The sequence below is a fragment of the Microcella sp. genome (assembly GCF_051860105.1).
GTDB lineage: Bacteria > Actinomycetota > Actinomycetes > Actinomycetales > Microbacteriaceae > Microcella.
The window spans coordinates 1-19,026 of record NZ_JBHYEO010000031.1; the positions used below are offsets into that span (position 1 = coordinate 1).

The 19,026-nt window shown below is 71.6% G+C and carries 19 protein-coding genes and 1 tRNA gene; 1 reads left to right on the plus strand and 19 read right to left on the minus strand.

Annotated elements, in window-relative coordinates:
• The 11 genes from ACTIE9_RS12215 to ACTIE9_RS12265 all read right to left on the minus strand — a co-directional run.
• Positions 1–204, minus strand: a 204-nt coding sequence (locus ACTIE9_RS12215; RefSeq protein WP_439565845.1) for an AzlD domain-containing protein, incomplete at its 3' end; no start/stop codon positions are given.
• Positions 201–935: an AzlC family ABC transporter permease gene (locus ACTIE9_RS12220; protein WP_439565846.1), complete on the minus strand. Its 735-nt coding sequence runs from the start codon at positions 933–935 to the stop codon at positions 201–203. The genes ACTIE9_RS12220 and ACTIE9_RS12215, both read right to left, overlap by 4 nt.
• Entirely contained in the window at positions 919–1,347 is a 429-nt protein-coding gene (locus ACTIE9_RS12225) for a response regulator (RefSeq protein ID WP_439565847.1), read from the minus strand. The genes ACTIE9_RS12220 and ACTIE9_RS12225 overlap by 17 nt, the downstream gene beginning before the upstream one ends.
• Positions 1,344–2,267, minus strand: a complete 924-nt coding sequence (locus ACTIE9_RS12230; protein ID WP_439565848.1) for a sensor histidine kinase — start codon at positions 2,265–2,267, stop codon at positions 1,344–1,346. The genes ACTIE9_RS12225 and ACTIE9_RS12230 overlap by 4 nt, the downstream gene beginning before the upstream one ends.
• 67 nt (positions 2,268–2,334) lie before the next feature.
• A tRNA-Asn gene (locus ACTIE9_RS12235) sits at positions 2,335–2,410 on the minus strand.
• A 52-nt stretch (positions 2,411–2,462) separates the two neighbouring features.
• Entirely contained in the window at positions 2,463–3,512 is a 1,050-nt protein-coding gene (locus tag ACTIE9_RS12240) for an NAD(P)-dependent oxidoreductase (protein WP_439565849.1), read from the minus strand.
• 37 nt (positions 3,513–3,549) lie between these two features.
• Entirely contained in the window at positions 3,550–4,353 is an 804-nt protein-coding gene (locus tag ACTIE9_RS12245) for an ATP-binding cassette domain-containing protein (RefSeq protein WP_439565850.1), read from the minus strand.
• Between the two features lie 10 nt (positions 4,354–4,363).
• Positions 4,364–6,316 (minus strand): DNA primase, encoded by a 1,953-nt coding sequence (gene dnaG / locus ACTIE9_RS12250; RefSeq protein WP_439565851.1) that lies wholly within the window; start codon positions 6,314–6,316, stop codon positions 4,364–4,366.
• Positions 6,317–6,368: 52 nt separating this feature from the next.
• A complete protein-coding gene (locus ACTIE9_RS12255) occupies positions 6,369–7,625 on the minus strand; it encodes a deoxyguanosinetriphosphate triphosphohydrolase (RefSeq protein ID WP_439565852.1) in 1,257 nt (418 codons plus the stop codon).
• A 2-nt stretch (positions 7,626–7,627) separates the two neighbouring features.
• A complete protein-coding gene (gene dusB / locus ACTIE9_RS12260; RefSeq protein WP_439565853.1) occupies positions 7,628–8,794 on the minus strand; it encodes a tRNA dihydrouridine synthase DusB in 1,167 nt (388 codons plus the stop codon).
• A gap of 57 nt (positions 8,795–8,851) precedes the next feature.
• Positions 8,852–9,898, minus strand: coding sequence for a Gfo/Idh/MocA family protein (locus ACTIE9_RS12265; protein WP_439565854.1), 1,047 nt, complete (start codon positions 9,896–9,898; stop codon positions 8,852–8,854).
• 31 nt (positions 9,899–9,929) lie between these two features.
• On the opposite strand from ACTIE9_RS12265, the gene ACTIE9_RS12270 reads away from it, so the two are divergent.
• Positions 9,930–10,412 (plus strand): aminoacyl-tRNA deacylase, encoded by a 483-nt coding sequence (locus ACTIE9_RS12270; RefSeq protein WP_439565855.1) that lies wholly within the window; start codon positions 9,930–9,932, stop codon positions 10,410–10,412.
• A 215-nt stretch (positions 10,413–10,627) separates the two neighbouring features.
• On the opposite strand, the gene ACTIE9_RS12275 is transcribed toward ACTIE9_RS12270, so the two are convergent.
• From ACTIE9_RS12275 to ACTIE9_RS12310, 8 genes are all read right to left on the minus strand, one after another.
• Positions 10,628–11,293 (minus strand): DsbA family oxidoreductase, encoded by a 666-nt coding sequence (locus ACTIE9_RS12275; RefSeq protein WP_439565856.1) that lies wholly within the window; start codon positions 11,291–11,293, stop codon positions 10,628–10,630.
• Between the two features lie 38 nt (positions 11,294–11,331).
• Entirely contained in the window at positions 11,332–12,318 is a 987-nt protein-coding gene (locus ACTIE9_RS12280; protein ID WP_439565857.1) for an endonuclease domain-containing protein, read from the minus strand.
• Positions 12,319–12,555: 237 nt separating this feature from the next.
• Positions 12,556–13,941: a glycine--tRNA ligase gene (locus ACTIE9_RS12285; protein WP_439565858.1), complete on the minus strand. Its 1,386-nt coding sequence runs from the start codon at positions 13,939–13,941 to the stop codon at positions 12,556–12,558.
• A 100-nt stretch (positions 13,942–14,041) separates the two neighbouring features.
• Positions 14,042–14,836 carry an isoprenyl transferase gene (locus ACTIE9_RS12290; RefSeq protein ID WP_439565859.1) on the minus strand — a complete coding sequence of 265 codons (795 nt, stop codon included), beginning with the start codon at positions 14,834–14,836 and terminating at the stop codon, positions 14,042–14,044.
• Complete coding sequence (gene recO, locus ACTIE9_RS12295) at positions 14,833–15,654, minus strand: DNA repair protein RecO (RefSeq protein ID WP_439565860.1); 822 nt, start codon at positions 15,652–15,654, stop codon at positions 14,833–14,835. The genes ACTIE9_RS12290 and recO overlap by 4 nt, the downstream gene beginning before the upstream one ends.
• Positions 15,655–15,803: 149 nt before the next feature.
• Positions 15,804–16,958, minus strand: coding sequence for a cysteine desulfurase family protein (locus ACTIE9_RS12300; protein WP_439565861.1), 1,155 nt, complete (start codon positions 16,956–16,958; stop codon positions 15,804–15,806).
• Positions 16,959–16,967: 9 nt separating this feature from the next.
• Complete coding sequence (gene nadC / locus ACTIE9_RS12305) at positions 16,968–17,903, minus strand: carboxylating nicotinate-nucleotide diphosphorylase (RefSeq protein WP_439565862.1); 936 nt, start codon at positions 17,901–17,903, stop codon at positions 16,968–16,970.
• Positions 17,900–19,026 (minus strand): FAD-binding protein (locus ACTIE9_RS12310; RefSeq protein WP_439565863.1); only part of this gene is annotated, 1,127 nt, incomplete at its 5' end. The genes nadC and ACTIE9_RS12310, both read right to left, overlap by 4 nt.

Sequence of the window (19,026 nt, forward strand, 5' to 3'; positions counted from 1 at the left end):
CGGAAGCCGCGCATCGATCACGATGCCCTGCCCGTCGCCGATGGTCTGCACCACGATGAGAGCCGAGAGCAGCGCGACGGTCGTGAGCTCGGCGGTGCGCGCGGCCGTGGGCGCCTCGAGCACGCGCGGCGGCACGAGATAGCCCAGGAGCTTCGTCGCCAACACGAGGATCGACGCGAGCAGGATGATCTGCCAGACCGTCATCGCCCCTCCCCTGCGCTCGGCACATCGGTCGCGGGCACGGCCGGGCCGGGACGACGGCCGAACAGGTTGGGCACGCCGACCGCCACCGCCACGAGCGCGGCCACGAGCACGGGCACGCCCTGCGGCAGCGCGGGCAGCAGCACGGCCGCGACCACAGCCGATCCCACCGCGACGGCGACGGGCTGCAGGGCTCGCAGCCGGGGCCACACGAGACCGAGGAAGGCCGCGCCTGCGGCCGCATCCAGCCCAAACTGCCGCACGTCGCCGAGCAGGTCGCCGAGCACGGCGCCCAGGAGCGTCATGAGGTTCCAGCCGACGTAGATGATCGCCCCGGTCGCCCAGAACCCGACCCGCTGACTCGCGAGCGTCGGCTGGGCCGTCGCCACCGCGGTCGACTCGTCGATCGTCAGATGACCGGCGAGCAGCCGCTTCGCCCAGCCGGGGCCGATGATCGGCGACACGCGGATGGCGTAGAGCCCGTTGCGCAGGCCGAGCAGCGTCGCGCCCGCGATGGCCGCGGGCCCCGCCGCCGCGCCGCCGGAGGCGAGCACCCCGATGAGCGCGAATTGCGACCCGCCCGAGAACATGACGAGGCTCAGCACGCACGCCTGCCAGATGTCGAGCCCCGACGCGACCGCCAGAGCGCCGAACGAGATGCCGTACGCCGAGACCGCCAGGCCCACCGCGAGAGACGCGCGCCAGGCGGCTCGGCGTTCAGCCTCGGCGCTCATCGGAACCGGACTCTGATGATGCTGCCGCGCGAACGATCTCGAGCAGCGACTCCGGATCGACGTCTTTGTAAACCACGGCGAACACGCCCGCGCGTGCCGCCTCCGCCACGTGATCGTCGAGGTCGAGAGCGGTGGCCAGCACGATGCGCGGAACCGCCCCGAGCTCGCGCACGATCGCGTCGCGCGTGATGCGCTCACTCGCGGCGAGGCCGTTGACGCGGGGCATGTGGAGGTCCATCAGCACGACATCGGCAGGTTCGCGCCGCACGATCGCGAGCGCGCGAGCGCCGTCGCCCGCCTCGCCGATGACCGTCATGTCGGGCTGCGACTCGAGCACCATGCGCCAGCCGGCCCTCTGCTGCGGGGAGTCGTCAGCGATGAGCACCCTGACGGGCGAGGGCGTCGTGGTCACGACCGGTCCAGCTTCACCCCATGCACCCCATTGTGGAACCGGAGCGCGGGGAACACGACCGAGAGGGAGAACCCCACTCCCGGAACCGTCGACGCCGTGAGGATGCCCCCGTAGAGCTCGGCGCGCGATCGCATCTCGCGGATTCCGCGGCCGCTCGGCTCATCGGTGAGCGCCTTGAGGTCGTCGTCGATCGTGTAGCCGACCGCGCTCGCGTCGTTCGGGTCGAGGCCGTCGCGTCGCGCTGACGCACGGATGCCGTCGTCATCGACCTTGACGTGCAGCCCCTCGACGCCCCACGTGAAGGTCACGCGCGCCACCGTGCCCGGGCCGCCATAGCTGAGAGCGTTCGCGAGCGCCTCCTGCAGGATGCGGTAGATCGCGAGCTCGGCGCCCTGCTGCAGATCGAACGGGTCGCCCGACTCGTCGAACTCGACCTCGAGACCGCTGTCGCGCATGACGGCGAACAGCTCGCGCGTCGACTTGAGGCGCGGCTGCGGCGACGCGCTCGCCTCGCCCTCCCGGGCGAGCCCCATGACCCGACGCAGATCGCCTAAGGTCGTGCGCGCCGACTCAGCGATGACGGCGGCGGCGCGCGCCGCGGCCGAAGGATCAGCGGTCGCCGCGTACCGGGCACCGTCGGCCTGGCTGATGATGACCGAGAGCGCGTGCACCGACACCTCGTGCAGCTCGCGGATGATGCGCAAGCGACCGGTCTGCTCGGCCAGCCCGAGCTCGAGGTCGATGCGCTGACGCTCGGCCGCGGCCCGGTCGAACGCCGTGCGCCGTGCGCGTCCGCGCGCCCGCAGCCACGCGACGAGCAGCACGATGCCGATGACGAGCAGGAGCACTGTGGATGCGCCGAGCACGATCACGAGCATCATCGGGTCGGCGATCGGCCCGGTGGTGGTCATCGCGAGCATCGCGGACCCCTTCCGACGGGAGACGGTGCCGCACCACGTCGGAGGCGTGATGCGCGGATGAGGAGAGTGGCTCCCCGACTTGGACTCGAACCAAGAACCTGCCGGTTAACAGCCGGCTGCTCTGCCAATTGAGCTATCGAGGATCGCTGAAACAGCCCCTCCAACCTAGCAGAATCGCGAGGGCTCGGCGCGCACTCAGTAGCCCGCTGCGGGGTCGACGATGCCGACGAAGCGCCCGTCGCCGAGGAACGCCCGCACGTTGTCGGTGATGCGGCGCGCGAGCAGCGGTGCGGTCATCTCAGGAGTGTCGGCCGAGTGCGAGGTGATGATGCACCGTGGCTCACGCCAGAGGGCATGGTCGTCGTCGAGCGGCTCAGGGCTCGTGACGTCGAGGCCGGCCCCGAGCAGGCGCTTCTCGCGCAGGGCGTCGGCGAGGGCATCCTGATCGATCAGAGCACCACGAGCGATGTTGACGAGCGCCGCCGTCTCCGGCAGGAGGGCGAGCTCGCGAGCACCGATGAGAGCACGGGTCTCGCCCGTCGACGCGGCCGCCAGGATGAGCACGTCGGCGGTCGGCAGCACATCGGCGAGGGCATCCGTCATCACGGTGCGATCAGCGCCCGCGAGCGGCGACGCGGACCGTCGGACGGCCGTAATGCGCACCCGATAAGGCTGCAGGAGTCGGATGATCTCGACCGCGATGCCCCCGGCGCCGACGATGACGACGTGGCGGCCGTAGAGCGAGAGCCCCGTGCGTACGGGGGCCCAGCGCGCCGCGCGCGCCTTGGGCGCCAGCTCGCGCAGCACCGCCTGCGCGAGGGCGACCGCGTGCTCGGCGACCGGCTCGGAGTAGGCGCCCTTCGCGCTCGTGAACAGCGGGCCGGACCCGTCGGCGTAGTGCGCGAGCACCTCGGCGAAGCCGTCGACACCCGCCCACGGCAGCTGCACCCAGCCGATGCCCGGGTGTGCCGCCAGGATCTCGGTCAGCTCCTCCGCACGCTTCTCGCTCAGCCAGACGAGGCCGCGGGTGCGGTCGGAGAGGTCGCCGATGGCGCCGCCGCCCGCCTGCACCGCCTCGGAGAAGAAGGGTGAGGCGAGCGGGAGCACAGCGATCTCACCCGGGTCGGGTCGGTGCTCGGGCACCCTGCCCTGACCCGCGAGCGGATCACGATGCTGATCGGTGAGGAGGAACGCGGCATCCGCCGCGAAGGTGGCGGAGGAGGACATGCGGTCGGGGGCGGTCACAGCGCTCGCTTCTCTCTCGGTCGGTCGGCTGCTCGTCTCACGCTCGCGCGCGCGACAGGTCGGCCAGCCGTTGCACGTAGGGGTGGCCGGGAGCATCGAGCACCTCGTCGATGCCTCCCATGCCCACGATCGTGCCACGGTGGAGCACCGCGAGACGATGCGAGAGCCGTCGCACTTCGCCGATCTCGCTGCTCACGACGAAGGCGGCGAACCCGCGGCGCCGCTGCACCTCGGCGAGATGGCCGAGGATCGTGCCGCGGACGGTGGCGTCGACCCCCGAGGTGGCCTCGTCGGCGACAAGGAGGTCGGGGTCGAGCACGAGCGCGCGGGCGATCGCGACACGCTGCCGCTGGCCCCGGCTGAGCTCGTGCGGGTACTTGGGCATGGTGGCGAGGGTCAGGTGCATCGCGTCGATCGCTTCGGCGACGATGCCGCCCGCGAGCTTCTTCGAGAAGGAGCGATCGCGCTGGAAGAGCGGCATCGCCACGTTCTCACCGACCGTGAGGTGGGGGTCGAGCACGAGTCCGGCATCCTGCGGCACGTAGCCCACCCGGAGGGCGAGCTCATCATCGTCGCGTCGGCCGAGTCGGCGCACATCGACGCCAAGCACCTCGAGAGCGCCCCCGACGATCTCGACGCCGCGCGGAACGCTGCGCGAGGTGTAGCCGGCGATCACGCGCGCGAGCGTGCTCTTGCCGCTGCCGGAGTCGCCGACGACGGCGAGCGTCTCACCCGGCGCGATATCGAGGCTGAGACCGGTGATCGCCTGCACCGCCCGACTGCCGGCCCCGCCCCGGTAGCGCAGGGTGAGGTCGCGGGCGCGCACGGCGGGTTCTGTCACGCGAGCGATCCTAGTCTCCGCGCACGCGGCGACGTTCGGCCTCGAGCTCGACGAGCTCGCGCTGCAGGGAACGATGCCGCTCGGGCTCGGCGGTCGCATCGGTGCGCTGCAGCGCACCGAGCAGCTCGGTCTTGCGCCGCAGCAGATCGCGCTCGATGAGCGACGTCGTCACCCCGCGGCAGTACTCGGCCGCGAAGCCCTCGCGGATCGGCAGCGGCGCGATCGCGAGCTGCGTCACGAGCGGGCTGAAGGCGGGCGGCGACTCCTCAGCCACCCGGCGGGCCCACTCGCTCGAACCGTAGGCGTCGAGCCCCGCGAGCAGCGCGTCGCGCACGGTTGCGAGAGCGGGCTGGCTGAATGCCGTGTGGAGCGCCCGCCGCGCCGTCTCGAGCGGGATCTGATCGGGATGCTGCAGCAGCGCCATGAGCAGCTCGCGCTCGAGGCGCGTGACCGGGTCGTTCGGCAGCTGGGCGATGCCGATGGTCGGCACGACCGCGTCGGCCATCGCGGCGTGAGCGTCGCCGACCGGGATGCGAGGCGCGCCCTCCCCCGCTGCCACGGCGTCGGTGGGCGACGGGCCCGGAGCTGCGGTGCCGGCGGGCACCGTTCGGGGTGCCGCGCTGCGCACCGGTACGCGGCGTGCGGCGCGCACCGCCTGCGCGACCTCCGTCGGTTCCATGCCGATCCACCCGGCGAGCGTGCGGGTGTACCCGATGGAGAGCGATTCGTCACGGATGCCGGCGACGATGGGGGCCGTCGCGCGCAGCGCGGCGACCCGCCCCTCGACGGTCTCGAGGTCGTAGAGGTCGAGCTGACGGCGCACCATGAACTCGTACATGGGCTTGCGGCCCTGGATGAGCAGGCGCACGGCGTCGTCGCCGCGCTGCAGGCGCAGATCGCACGGGTCGAGCCCGTCGGGCGCGACGGCGACATAGGTCTGCGCGGCGAAGCGCTGCTCGTCGGCGAACGCGCGGCTCGCCGCCTTCTGGCCCGCCTCGTCGGGGTCGAAGGTGAACACGACCTCGCCGAGCCCGTGCGAGTCGCGGTTGTCGACATCGCCCATGACCCGCCGGATGATCGTGATGTGGTCGCTGCCGAAGGCCGTGCCGCACGTCGCCACCGCCGTCGTGATGCCCGCGAGGTGGCAGGCCATGACGTCGGTGTAGCCCTCGACCACGACGACCTGCTTGCCGCGCGCGATGTCGCGCTTGGCGAGGTCGAGCCCGTAGAGCACCTTCGACTTGCTGTACACGGGCGTCTCGGGGGTGTTGAGGTACTTCGGCCCGTTGTCGGTCTCGAGCAGCTTGCGCGCACCGAACCCGAGGGTCTGACCCGTGACGTCTTTGATCGGCCAGATCAACCGACCGCGGAACCGGTCGTAGGGCTTGCGATCGCCCTGGCCCTGCAGCCCCGAGGCCAGCAGCTCCTCCGCCGTGAAGCCGAGCCCGCGCAGGTGGTCGCCGAGGGCCTCGTACGAGTGGGGGGCGAAGCCGATCGAGAACCGCTCAGCCGCGATCGCGTCGAAGCCGCGCTCGCCGAGAAATCGCCGCGCGGGCTCGGCCGCGGGCGTGCCCAGCTGGTCGCGGAAGAACTGCTCGGCGGCCGCGTTGGCGGCCAGCAGGCGGCTGCGGTTGCCCTGGTCGGCGGCGGGCCCGCCATCCTCGTAATGGAGCGTGTAGCCGAGACGGCCGGCGAGGCGCTCGACGGCCTCACTGAAGGTGACGTGGTCCATCTTCTGCAGGAAGGTGAAGACGTCGCCGCCTTCGCCGCACCCGAAGCAGTGGTAGAAGCCGACCTGAGGGCGCACGTGGAAGCTGGGGCTGCGCTCGTCGTGGAACGGGCACAGGCCCTTCATCGAGCCGACGCCCGCGCTCTTGAGCGTGACGTAGTCGCCGACGATGTCGGCCAGATTCGTGCGCGACCTGACCTCGTCGATGTCGCTGCGTCGGATCAGGCCTGCCACAGGGCCGATTCTAGGCCCGGGGTGCTGAGCACCGTCGCCGCGGCCGACAGGCTCAGGAGACGAGCCGCTCGTGCCAGGTCATGGCGCTCTGGTCGGTGAGGGAGGCCACCTGGTCGACGATCACGCGCCGACGTGCGTCGTCATCGCCGGCCGCTCGGAAGTCGTCGGCGAAGGCGCGATCGAGCGCATCCGGGCCCGCTGCCCAGAGGGCATCGGCGAGCTCGATCAGCAGCGCCCGCTGGCGGGCGTAGATGGGCTGACGGGCGTTCGTCGACATGACGTTGGCCGCGACGATGCCCTTGAGCACGGCGATCTCGGCCTGCGTCTCGCGCGGGACGACGACGTCGGCCCCGAAGCGGGCGAGCGCGCCCTGAGGATGCGCCTCGCGCGTCGCGTGCACGGCCTCATGCGCGAACCGACCGATCAGCTGGCTCGTGAGGTTCTTCAGCCGGGCCAGGTCGCGGCGCGAGCCGTCCCACGACTCGATCCACGCGTCGAGGTGGTCGAGACGATCGAAGGCGACGATGAGCTCGTCGTGGCTGATCTCGCCGCCGATCCACTCGAACATCGCGTCGACGAGGGCGTCGTGGTCGACGCGGGCGCTCAGCGCCGGCACATCGAGGTAGCCGCTCACGATGGCGTCTTCGAAGTCGTGCACGCTGTAGGCGATGTCATCGCTCAGATCCATGACCTGCGCCTCGATGCAGCGCACGCGGTCGGGCGAGCCGCCGCGCATCCACTCGAAGGCGGCCGCGTCGTCGTCGTAGAAGCCGAACTTGCTGCGACCGCTCGGGTCGGGGATTCCCTGCGACTGAGGCCACGGGTACTTCGTGCTCGCGTCGAGGCTCGCGCGCGTGAGGTTGAGACCGTAGCTGCGCCCGTCGGGGCCGAGCACCTTCGGCTCGATGCGCGTGAGCAGGCGCAGGGTCTGCGCGTTGCCTTCGAAGCCGCCGAAGCCGGCCGCCCAGTCGTTGAGGGCGCGCTCGCCGTTGTGCCCGAAGGGCGGATGCCCGAGGTCGTGGGCGAGGCACGCGGTGTCGACGACATCCGGATCGAGGCCGAGGCTCGTCGCGAGCTCACGGCCGACCTGCGCGACCTCGAGCGAGTGGGTCAGGCGGTTGCGGGCGAAGTCGAGGCCGGCCGTGGGGCTGAGCACCTGGGTCTTCGCGGCCAAGCGGCGCAGAGCGCTCGAGTGCAGCAGGCGCCCGCGGTCGCGCGCGAAGTCGCTGCGTTTGCTCCCGTTGTGCTCTTCCGGCAGCCAGCGCTCGGCATCGGCCGGGCCGTAGCCCGGCGTGAGGTCGTCGTGCATGCTCAGCCGCCCGAGTGGTGCAGCTCGGCGGCGGTGACCTCGGCGCGGCTCGCGCCCGTGAGCTCGCGGCTCTCGAGCCAGCGATCGGGCAGAGCGGGCTTCTTCGGCGTGCCCGCGCGACCGCGCTGACCCTCAGCGGCCTCGCCCGGGTAGGGCGCGTCGCGGTCGAGCTCGCCGAGCAGGTCGTCCATGTGCTGCAGGCTCTCGACCGCGGCGAGGCGGGCGCGCAGCTCGCCGCCGACGGCGTAGCCCTTGAAGTACCAGGCCACGTGCTTGCGGATGTCGCGGCAGGCCTTCGCCTCGTCGTCGAAGAACTCGACGAGCAGTTCGGCGTGGCGGCGGAAGGCGTCGGCGACCTCGCCGAGGCCCGGCATGGCCTTGTGCTCTTCACCTCTGAACGCGGCAGAGAGGTCGCCGAAGAGCCACGGCCGGCCCAGGCAGCCGCGCCCGACCACGATGCCGTCGCAGCCCGACTGCTCGACCATGCGCAGGGCATCCTGCGCCGACCAGATGTCGCCGTTGCCCAGCACGGGGATGCTCGTGATCGACTCTTTGAGCTTTCCGATGGCATCCCAGTCGGCGGTGCCCGAGTAGAAGTCGGCGGCCGTGCGCGCGTGCAGGGCGACGGCCGCGACGCCGGCACCCTCGGCGGCCTTCGCGGCCTCGAGGTAGGTGAGGTGGTCGGCGTCGATGCCCTTGCGCATCTTGACGGTCACGGGGATGTCGCCGGCGGCCTTCACGGTCGCTTCGACGATGTTCCTGAAGTGCGTCAGCTTCCACGGCAGGGCGGCTCCCCCGCCCTTCTTCGTGACCTTGGGAACGGGGCATCCGAAATTCATGTCGATGTGGTCGGCGAGGCCCTCGCCCGCGAGGAACGCCGCCGCCTCCCCCGCCGTCGTCGGGTCGACGCTGTAGAGCTGGATGCTGCGCACCGTCTCGCTCTCGTGGTGCGTGATGAGGCGCAGGCTCTCGGGCGTGCGCTCGACGAGCGCCCGGCTCGTGATCATCTCGCTCACGTAGAGCCCCGCGCCGTACTCGCGACACAGCCGCCGGAACGCCGTGTTCGTGATGCCCGCCATGGGTGCGAGCACGACGGGCACGCTCAGCGGGATCGGGCCGATGCTGAGCGGCGCGGCCTGAGGCGTTGAGGGCAGCGTGGCGGTCGACATGGTACGCCTATTCTCCCAGGTCGCGCCGTGATGCGCTGTCAGCGCCGGCACGCGGGCTCAGCGGGCTGCGAGCGCGTGAGCCTGCTCGATGATGCGCACGGTCTCGAGGGCGTGGCGAGCATCCACCGGCACAGGGGCACCATCGCGGATGCTCGCCGCCACCTGCGCGTAGAAGTCGGGGTAGCCGCCGACCTCGGTGGGCACGGGCACGAGCGGCTGCTCGCCGTTGTCGATGCCGAGCAGGCCCCAGTCGGCCTTCGGCGTCTCGCCATAGCCCTCGCTGCCGGGCCAGCGGCCGACCTTGAGGTCAGGCTCCTGCCCGTCGAGGCCGTAGACGGTGTAGCCGCTCGCATCGCCGAGCACGCGGAACCGCGGTCCGCTCTGCGCCGCGACCCGGCTCATCGTGAGGTGGCTGCGCACGCCGTTCTCGTGCCACAGCGAGATGAAGGCGTCGTCTTCGCTCCCCAGGCCCTCGCGAACGGCCCTCAGCTCGGCAACCTCGAGCGTCGCGGGACCGAACAGCGTGAGCGCCTGGTCGATGAGGTGGCTGCCGAGGTCGAAGAGGATTCCGCCGCCCTGTGCGGGGCTGATCTGCCCCTGCCACTGATCGCGCTTCGGGGCGCCGAAGCGCTCGAACGTCGACTCGAAGCGGTGCACGGTTCCGAGCGCGCCCGTATTCACCAGCGTCGTGACGGTGCGGAAGTCGCCGTCCCACCGCCGGTTCTGGAATACCGTGAGCGGCCGCCCTGCCGCGTCGGCCGCGGCGATGATCGCCTCGGCGTCGGCGACGGTGGGCACGAAGGGCTTGTCGATGACGACCGCCGCCCCGGCCTCGAGCGCCGCGACCGCCTGCTCGCGGTGCACGTGCGGCGGCGACGCGAGCACGACGAGGTCGAGGTCTCCGGCCTGCCCGAGAAGGGCATCCGTCGACAGAATCTCGGCACCCGGATGCGCGGCGCGCGCCTGCGCGGCACGGGCTTCGTCGCTCGTCGCGATCGCCGCGATCGTGAACGCCGGATTCGTGGTGAGGAAGGGGGCGTGGAAGACTCGACCCGCGAGTCCGAAGCCGATGATGCCCGCTCTCAGGGGTGCGCCGTTGCTCATGGGCTCAGCCTAGAACTCGGGAGGCGGGACCTTGACGGAGAGCGGACGCGAGCGGGTAGCGGCCGATGCAGCGGCGCGCGGACTGACGGTCGCATTCATCGAGAGGATGCGGGCCTCGTCGCTCGAAGAGGCCGCATCGCTGCTCGGCATCACCCCAGCCGACATCGTCAAATCGCTCGTCGTGAAGCGCAGCGACGACACGTTCCTCTTCGCGCTCATCCCCGGCGACCGGCAGATCTCGTGGCCGAAGCTCCGGGCGCTCGTCGGGGTTAACAAGCTGCAGCTGCCCTCGCCGGAGCTCGCGCTGTCAGCGACGGGGTACGAGCGCGGAACCATCACGCCGCTCGGCTCGACGACCGCCTGGCCCGTGTATGCCGATGCCGGCATGGTGGGGCGACGTGTGTCGATGGGCGCGGGCGAGCACGCCTACTCGCTCTTCGTCGAGGCCGACGAGCTGCTCACCGCCCTCGGTGCCGTCGTCGCCGACATCAGCGAGCCGCTCGCGCCGCGCTGACCCCTCGCTCGTCTCCACAATTCAGGAGACGGACGCGCGCACTGCCGCGTGAGAGCGCTCGCACGGCGTGTCGCGCGGCTGGGACTGCTGCTACTCCTGAGTTGTGGAGGCGACCGAGCTAACCGAGGGCGCGGGGATCAGGCAGGCGTCGCCCTCACACGCTTCGGCGGCGGGGTCGCCGAGCATCGCGAAGGGCTTCGGTGCAGCATCCATCGTCATGAGGCCTCGATCGGGGCCGACTCACGCTCGGCCGCGGCCTGCTGCAGTGCGGCCAGGAAGGTCGCGGAATCCTGCGCGCCGGAGATGCCGTATTTCGCGTCGATGACGAAGAAGGGCACGCCCTGGATGCCGTACGCGACTGCCTGCGCCATGTCGGCCTTCACGTCGGGCAGGTAGGTGTGCTCGGCGAGCGCGGTTGCTGCGGCATCGCGGTCGAGCCCCACCTCGGCGGCGAACTCGGCCAGATCAGCGGCGCGGCCGATGTGGCCACCCTCGGTGAAGTAGGCGCGCAGCAGGCGCTCCTTGAGCTCGAGCTGCTTGCCGTGCGCCTTCGCGAAGTGCAGCAGCTCGTGCGCGAGCACCGTGTTGGTCTGGTGGATGCGGTCGTAGTGGTACTCGAGCCCGACGGACTCCGCAACTCCGCTGACGCGGTCGACCATCTGCTGGGCCTGTTCAGGGCTGATGCCCTTGCGCTGGCTGAGGTAGTCGACGGGCGAGCCCTCGAAGTCGACCGGGGTGTCGGGTGCGAGCTCGAAGCTGCGGTACGTGACCGTGACGTCGCCCTCGAAATGCTCGACGGCGGCCTCGAACTTGCGCTTGCCGATGTAGCACCAGGGGCACTGCACGTCGGACCAGATCTGCACGTCGATGGGGTTGCTCATGCTGAGGTCAACGCGGCCCGCCCGGGGGTATTCCCACCTCACCCCGCGCGGGCGGGTCTCCACAATTCAGGAGCTTTGGCCGCCACCAGACCCGGCGGAGCGCTCTCACGGCGTGTCGCGGGCCTCCCGACCTGCGCGAGTCCTGAATTGTGGAGATCGACGAGGATGCCGCGCTCGCGCAGCGCGCGCACCAGAGCCGCCTGCACCTCGGGCCAGCGGGTGAAGACGTGCCGGGCGCTCGGCCGCACCGCGTGCAGCCCGACCCGGGTGATGGCCAGGTCGCGCGCACGATCGACCTCGAACCGCTCGCGGTGGTGCTCGTCTCCATCGACCTCGACGGCCACCGCCCCCTCGAGCACCAGGTCGATGCGCTCGGGGCTATCGGTGAACCCGACCTGCGTGCTGACCTGTACGCCCGCGGCGCGCAATCGCGTGCGCGCCAGGCTCTCGGGCAGCGAATCGCAGTTCTCGATGCTCGCCTCGACGAGCCAGCGGAGCGGCCCGAGCCGTTCGCTCAGCTCGGCGAGCTCGATGCGATCGAGCCGGCCCGTGCGGCGAACCCAGTCGAGCACGGCGATGGCCTGCTCGGCGGGCTCGGTGCGGCAGACGAGCTCGATCGCCTCGGCGAGGTCGACGATGCCGGTCGAGGAACCCCGGTCGTGCGCCGGCGCGACCCAGTGGATGACGGCACCGTCAGGGCGAGCATCCGCCCGCCGGATGTCGCGACGCCATTGACTGCGCAGGCGGGCGGCGTTGGTGGGCACCGCCACGTGAAGAAGATGCCGATCCAGCACCCAGCCGCCGAGCGCGGCGACCGCACTGATGCCGGTGAGCCGCCCGCCGACCCTCATCGCCCGAAATCGCGGGTCGCGCTCAGGCCAGGTCGAGTACCAGCCACGACGCGGGCGGTTGAGCGATCCGGCTCTCAGTGCCCGGCGCAGATCGTGATCGGTGGCGCCGAGCTCGTGCAGCCGGCGTCGGTCGAGGGCGCCGCCGTAGCGGGCGACAAGGTGCGCAGCATCCATCGCCGCAGGATGCCCCGGCCGCGCGCGACCCGACCGCCCGTCGCGGCCCTCGGCGGCCCACCGCCCGCGCTCGCTCCGTGTGAGGGACTCCCCGACCCCGGTGCGCCTCCACAATTCAGGAGTCGACGACGTCGGCGGGCGTCGACACACCGACAGAGACCCGTGGATGCCCTGTCCCGCGCCGCGACTCCTGAATTGTGGAGACCGGCGCGGGTCGTCGGGGTGGCGGGCGCGGGGCTACGAGCCGAGCAGCTCGCCGGCCAGGTACGCCTCGAGCTTCTCGAGCGGGATGCGCTCCTGCGCCATGGTGTCGCGCTCGCGCACCGTGACGGCCTGGTCGTCGAGGGTGTCGAAGTCGACCGTGACGCAGAACGGCGTGCCGATCTCGTCTTGGCGGCGGTAGCGGCGGCCGATCGCGCCGGCGTCGTCGAAGTCGACGTTCCAGTGCTGGCGCAGGCGGTCGGCGAGCTCGCGCGCGACGGGCGAGAGCTGCTCGTTGCGCGACAGCGGCAGCACCGCTGCCTTGATGGGCGCGAGGCGTCGGTCGAGGCGCAGCACGGTGCGCTTGTCGACGCCACCCTTCGTGTTGGGCGCCTCGTCCTCGTAGTAGGCGTCGACGAGGAAGGCCATGAGCGAGCGCGTGAGGCCGGCGGCGGGCTCGATGACGTACGGCGTCCAGCGCTCTTCCTTGCTCTGGTCGAAGTACGACAGGTCGACGCCCGAGTGCTCGCTGTGGGTCTTCAGGTCGAAGTCGGTGCGGTTGGCGATGCCTTCGAGCTCGCCGAACTCCGAGCCCGTGAAGCCGAAGCGGTACTCGATGTCGACGGTGCGCTTGGAGTAGTGCGAGAGCTTCTCCTGCGCGTGCTCGTAGAGCCGCAGGTTGTCGGGGTTGATGCCGAGATCGGTGTACCAGGCGAGGCGGGTGTCGATCCAGTACTGGTGCCATTCCTCGTCGGTGCCGGGCTCGACGAAGAACTCCATTTCCATCTGCTCGAACTCGCGCGTGCGGAAGATGAAGTTGCCGGGCGTGATCTCGTTGCGGAACGACTTGCCGATCTGGCCGATGCCGAACGGGGGCTTCATGCGGGCCGCGTTGAGCACGTTGACGAAGTTGACGAAGATGCCTTGCGCGGTCTCGGGGCGCAGGTAGTGCATCCCGGATTCTTCTTCGACCGGGCCGAGGTATGTCTTCAGCAGCCCCGAGAACTCCTTCGGCTCGGTCCACTGCCCGCGCGTGCCGCAGTTCACGCACGCGATGTCTTTCAGCCCGTTCTCGGGGGCACGACCCTTCTTCTCCTCGTACTCCTCCTCGAGGTGATCGGCGCGGTACCGCTTGTGGCAGCTGAGGCACTCGACGAGCGGGTCGCTGAAGACCTCAACGTGGCCGGAGGCCTCCCACACGCGCTTGGGCAGGATGACGCTCGAGTCGAGCCCGACGACGTCGTCGCGGCGGGTCACCATCGAGCGCCACCACTGGCGCTTGATGTTCTCCTTCAGCTCGACACCGAGGGGTCCGTAGTCCCAGGCAGACCGCGAACCGCCGTAGATCTCACCGGCCTGAAAGACGAAGCCGCGCCGCTTGGCGAGCGCGATGACGTTGTCGAGCCGAGAGGGGGCAGCCACGGGGAGGTCTCCAATTCCGGCCGAGCTGGATGCCCGGCGCCGAGTAACGCAATGCCGAGAAGTCTACTGATCACGGGTCGTGCAGCCGCGCGCTCGCGGGCTACGCGGAAGGAGCATCCACCGCCCCGCCGAAGCGGCGGTCGCGGCGCGCGTAGTCCTCGATGGCATCCCACAGGTGCCGCCGCCGAAAGTCGGGCCAGAGCGTGTTGAGAAACACCATCTCGGCGTAGGCGCTCTGCCAGAGCATGAAGTTGCTCGTGCGCTGCTCGCCGCTCGACCGCACGAAGAGGTCGACGTCAGGCTGGTCGGGCTCGTAGAGGTGCTTGGCGATCGAGCGCTCGGTGATGCGCGCGGGATCGACGCGACCGGCCTTGACGTCGGCGGCGAGGGCGCGCACGGCATCCACGAGTTCGACGCGTCCGCCGTAGTTGACGCACATCGTCAGGGTGAGGCCCGTGTTGCTCGCCGTGCGGGCCTGCGCCTCCTCGAGCTCACTGATGACGCTGCGCCACAGGCGCGGGCGGCGCCCGGCCCAGCGGATGCGCACGTTCCAGGCGTCGAGCTGGTCGCGTCGGCGGCGCAGCACCTCGCGGTTGAAGCCCATGAGGAAGCGCACCTCGTCGGGGCTGCGGCTCCAGTTCTCGGTGCTGAAGGCGTAGACGCTCAAGTGCTGCACGCCGATCTGTACGGCGCCCGCGACGACATCGAGCAGGCTCGCCTCGCCGGCGCGGTGGCCCTCGACGCGGGTGAGGCCCTGGCGGTTGGCCCAGCGACCGTTGCCGTCCATGACGATGGCGACGTGGTTCGGCACGAGTTCTCTCCGCAATTCAGGAGGCTGCTCGCCCGTCCAGTCGAGCGGGCGCAGCGGCTCGGCGTGTCGCGGCTCTTTGCTCACGCCGACTCCTGAATTGTGGAGGCCGCCGCGGCGGCGTGGGCCAGGTCGCGGTCGGCCTCGCGCTCCGCCTCGCGCGCGTCGTACCGCGCGTCGTGGCGGTCGACGTGCGGCAGCGACCGCAGCCCGCGCTCGAGGTGGAACTGCGCGTAGGCCGCGACGATGCCGTTGGCCTGGGCCCGCGCGCGCTCGGAGGCCGCCTCGGCCGTCTGCCAGTCGCCCGTGAGCAGGGCGGCGAGCAGCTCGCGCGTCTCGGTACTGACGCGCGGAGCGCCGGGCGGGGCGACCTCGTCGGCCACCATGCCTCCGAGCTGCACCACGAAGGCGCTGTGGGGGCCGGGCGCGCCGGTGACGGCGCAGTCGCCGAAGGTCGGCGCCCATCCGGCGATCGAGAGCGACCGCAGCAGGTAGCTGTCGAGCGTCAGACCGGGCGGATGATCGCCACGGGCCAGCGACCGCAACGCGCCGACCAGCAGCAGGTACTGCTGCACTCCCCCGCCGTCGTCGCCCGTGACGCGGTCGGCCGTCTCGACCATGACGTTGGCGGCCGTGTAGCTGCCGTAGTCGCTCGAGATCTCGGCGCCGTACGAGCCGAGGCTCTCAGCCTGCTGCACGATGTCGAGGCTGCGGCCGGCGTAGAGCTGCACGTCGGCGACCATGAACGGCTCGAGGCGCGCGCCGAACTTGCTCGCCGTGCGCCGCACCCCCTTGGCCACCGCGCGGATCTTGCCGTGATTGCGGCTGAGCATCGTGACGATGCGGTCGGCTTCACCCAGCTTGTGGGTGCGCAGCACGACGATCTCGTCACGGTAGGTCGGCACTGCTCCAGTATCCCGCGCGCGGGTGCGAACGGGCCCGGCGGCGCGGCGGGCATCCACGAATCGGGCACGCGTCTCGCGCGGCGCGTCTCCACCATTCAGGACCTGCCGCGCCGGGCGCATCTCCACAATTCAGGAGATTCGGCGGATGCTCAGCCCAACCCGCGCAAAAAGGCCGCTGATTCGGCGAGCTCACGCGCCGCGGTGTCGAGCGACTCCTGAATTGTGGAGGCCCCCCAGCTGAAGCGGATCGCGGTGCGGGCCGTGTCGGCGTCGTAGCCCATCGCGAGCAGCACGGGCGAGGGCTCGTCGCGGCCGGCGGCGCACGCCGAGCCGCTCGAGGCGAGGATGCCGCGGTCGTCGAGAGCGATGAGCAGCGGCTCGCCGCCGATGCCCGGCACGACGAACGAGGCGTGGCACGGCAGCCGCCGCGCGGGGTGACCAGTCAACCGCGCGCCGGGAACGGTCTCGAGCACGCGCGCGATGAACGCGTCGCGCCGCGCCTCGAGCACGGCGAGCGGATGCGCCTCGCGCTCCGCCTCCGCGAGCTCGAGCGCGACAGCGAGCCCCACGGCCCCGGCCACGTTCTCGGTGCCCGAACGGCGGTCGCGCTCCTGCCCCCCGCCGTGGATGAGCGGCTCGATCGCCGCGCCGGTCGGCAGCAGCAGCGCGCCGACACCCTTCGGGGCGCCGAGCTTGTGGCCCGAGATCGTCACGGCGTCGAGCGCGGCGAGCCCCGCCAGCGGGTACCACCCTGCGTACTGCACGGCATCGGTGTGCACGAGGGCGCCGACGGAGCGCGCGGCCGCGAGCACCGCATCGAGCGGCTGCAGGGTTCCGACCTCATTGTTCGCGGCCTGCACGCTCACGAGCGCCGTGCCGGGTCGGAGGGCGGCGAGCGCAGCATCAGCATCCACCACGCCGTCGGCATCGACCGGGATGCGCGTGACCTCGACGTCGTGCCAGCGCTCGAGATACGCGGCCGACTCGAGCACCGCCTCGTGCTCGATCGCGCTGACCAGGATGTGCCGGTCGCGGCCGCGCGCGATCGCGGCCAGGGTGAGGCCGATGACGGCGAGGTTGTCGCTCTCGGTGCCGCCGCTCGTGAACACGACCTGCGCCGGGCGCACGCCGGCGAGGCGGGCGATGCGCGAGCGGGCATCCGCCAGCGCGTCGGCAGCCCGACGGCCGAGCGCGTGCGTCGACGAGGGGTTGCCATGCTCGCCCGTGAGCCACGGCCACATCGCCTCGAGCACCTCGCGGCGCACGGGGGTCGTGGCCGCCTGATCGAGATCGATGAGGGTCACGGATGCTCGCTAGCGCGCGCCGCCGGCAGCGCCGCCCTGCTCGGTGCCCGAGAGCGCCGCGTCGATCACGATGTCGAGCCCCAGGTCGAGCGCGGGAGCGCTGTGGGTGAGCGCGCCGACCGAGATGACGTCGACCCCGGTCTCGGCGATCGCGCGCACGGTGTCGAGAGTCACGCCCCCGCTCGCCTCGACGGTGGCACGGCCCGCGATGAGGGCGACGCCCGCGCGCAGGTCGTCGAGCGTGAAGTTGTCGAGCATGATCGTGTCGGGCTCGGCCGCGATGACGGCGGGCAGCTGGTCGAGCCGGTCGACCTCGACCTCGAGGTGCATCGTGTGAGGAATGCGGGCGCGCACGGCCCGGATCGCCCCCGTGAGGTCGAGCCCCTGCGACTCCAGCACCGACAGGTGGTTGTCTTTCAGCATCACCGCGTCGCTGAGCGAGAAGCGGTGGTTGTGGCCGCCGCCGGCGCGCACGGCTGCCTTCTCGAGCATCCGCAGGCCGGGGGTCGTCTTGCGCGTGTCGACGAGACGCACGGGGCGGCCGGATGCGGAGGCCGCACCCGCGACCGCGTCGACGTAGCGGCGCGTGAGGGTCGCGACGCCACTCAGCCGCTGGGCGAAGTTGAGGGCGACGCGCTCCCCGCGCAGGATGCCCCGCGCTGCGCCCGTGATCGTGGCGACGACGGCGCCAGGGCTGAGCGGGTCGCCGTCGGCGAGGTGCCGCTCGACGCTCAACGCTGGATCGACGCGCGTGAACGCGAGCTCGAGGGCTCGGCCGCCGGCGAAGACACCGTCGACACGGCTGACGATGCGCGCGGTGGCCGTGGCGCTCGCCGGGATGGCGGCCTCGCTCGTGGCGTCGCCCCAGGGGGCGTCTTCGTCAAGGGCTCGATCGACGATCGCCGTGACACCCGCGAGGGTCGCACCGGTCAGCTCGTCGCTCATGCCGGAACCTCCTCGCGAGCATCCGATCTCCACAATTCAGGAGATTCGGCATCGGGCCGCACGACGACACGCCGCACGCGCTGCGCGGGGTCGGTCTCGGGGAAGTCGTCGCGCCAGTGCGCACCGCGCGATTCCGTGCGGGCGAGCGCGGCCGCGGCGGTCAAGCGCGCGAGCGGCAGCAACGAGCGGGCCTCATCGTCGGCGGGCCGGGCATCCCCGAGTTCTCGTGCGAAATCGGCCATCTCGTCGCCCGTGCGCTCCAGACCGAGCGCCTGCCAGGCACGGTCGCGGATGCGGTCGGCCGTCCACAGGAGCGTCCCGTCGAGCAGGGCGTCGGGCGCGATCGCGCGGGCGACCGGCACGGGGGTGTCGAGCTGCTCGACCGGCAGCGACTCCTGAATTGTGGAGACGCGCGGCGGGGCGGGCGGCGCGGCGGCGCGGGCGGGCAGGGGCGACGCGGCGGCGAGGGCGGGCAGGGGCAGCGCGGGCACCGAGCCCGCGGCGCCGACGGCGTCGCCCGCGCGCCAGCCCACGACGAGGGCCTCGAGAAGCGAGTTGGAGGCGAGCCGGTTGGCCCCGTGCACGCCCGTCGACCCGGTTTCGCCCACAGCGAACAGTCCGGGAATCGTGGTGCGGCCATCCATGTCGGTGAGGGCGCCGCCCATCGCGTAGTGCGCGGCAGGCGTCACCGGCACCGGCGAGACCGACCAGTCCACGCCGGTCGCGCGCACGAGCGCGTCGATGGTCGGGAAGCGCTCGGCCAGCACCGCGGCACCGAGCATCGTCGCGTCGAGCAGCACCGGTCGGCCATCCTGCAGCCGCATCTGGCGGGCGATCGCGCGCGCCACGATGTCGCGGGGGGCGAGCTCGGCCCGCGGGTCGATGTCGAGCATGAAGCGGCGGCCCTCGGCGTCGAGCAGCGTCGCGCCCTCGCCGCGCACGGCCTCGGAGACGAGGCCTCCCCCGGCGAGCACCGTCGGGTGGAACTGCACGAACTCGAGGTCGGCGATCGCCGCTCCGGCCGCGTAGGCGAGAATCACGCCATCGCCCGTCGAGACGGGCGGGTTGGTCGTGTGCCGGTAGAGGCGGCCGTTGCCGCCGGTCGCGAGCACGACGGCGTCGG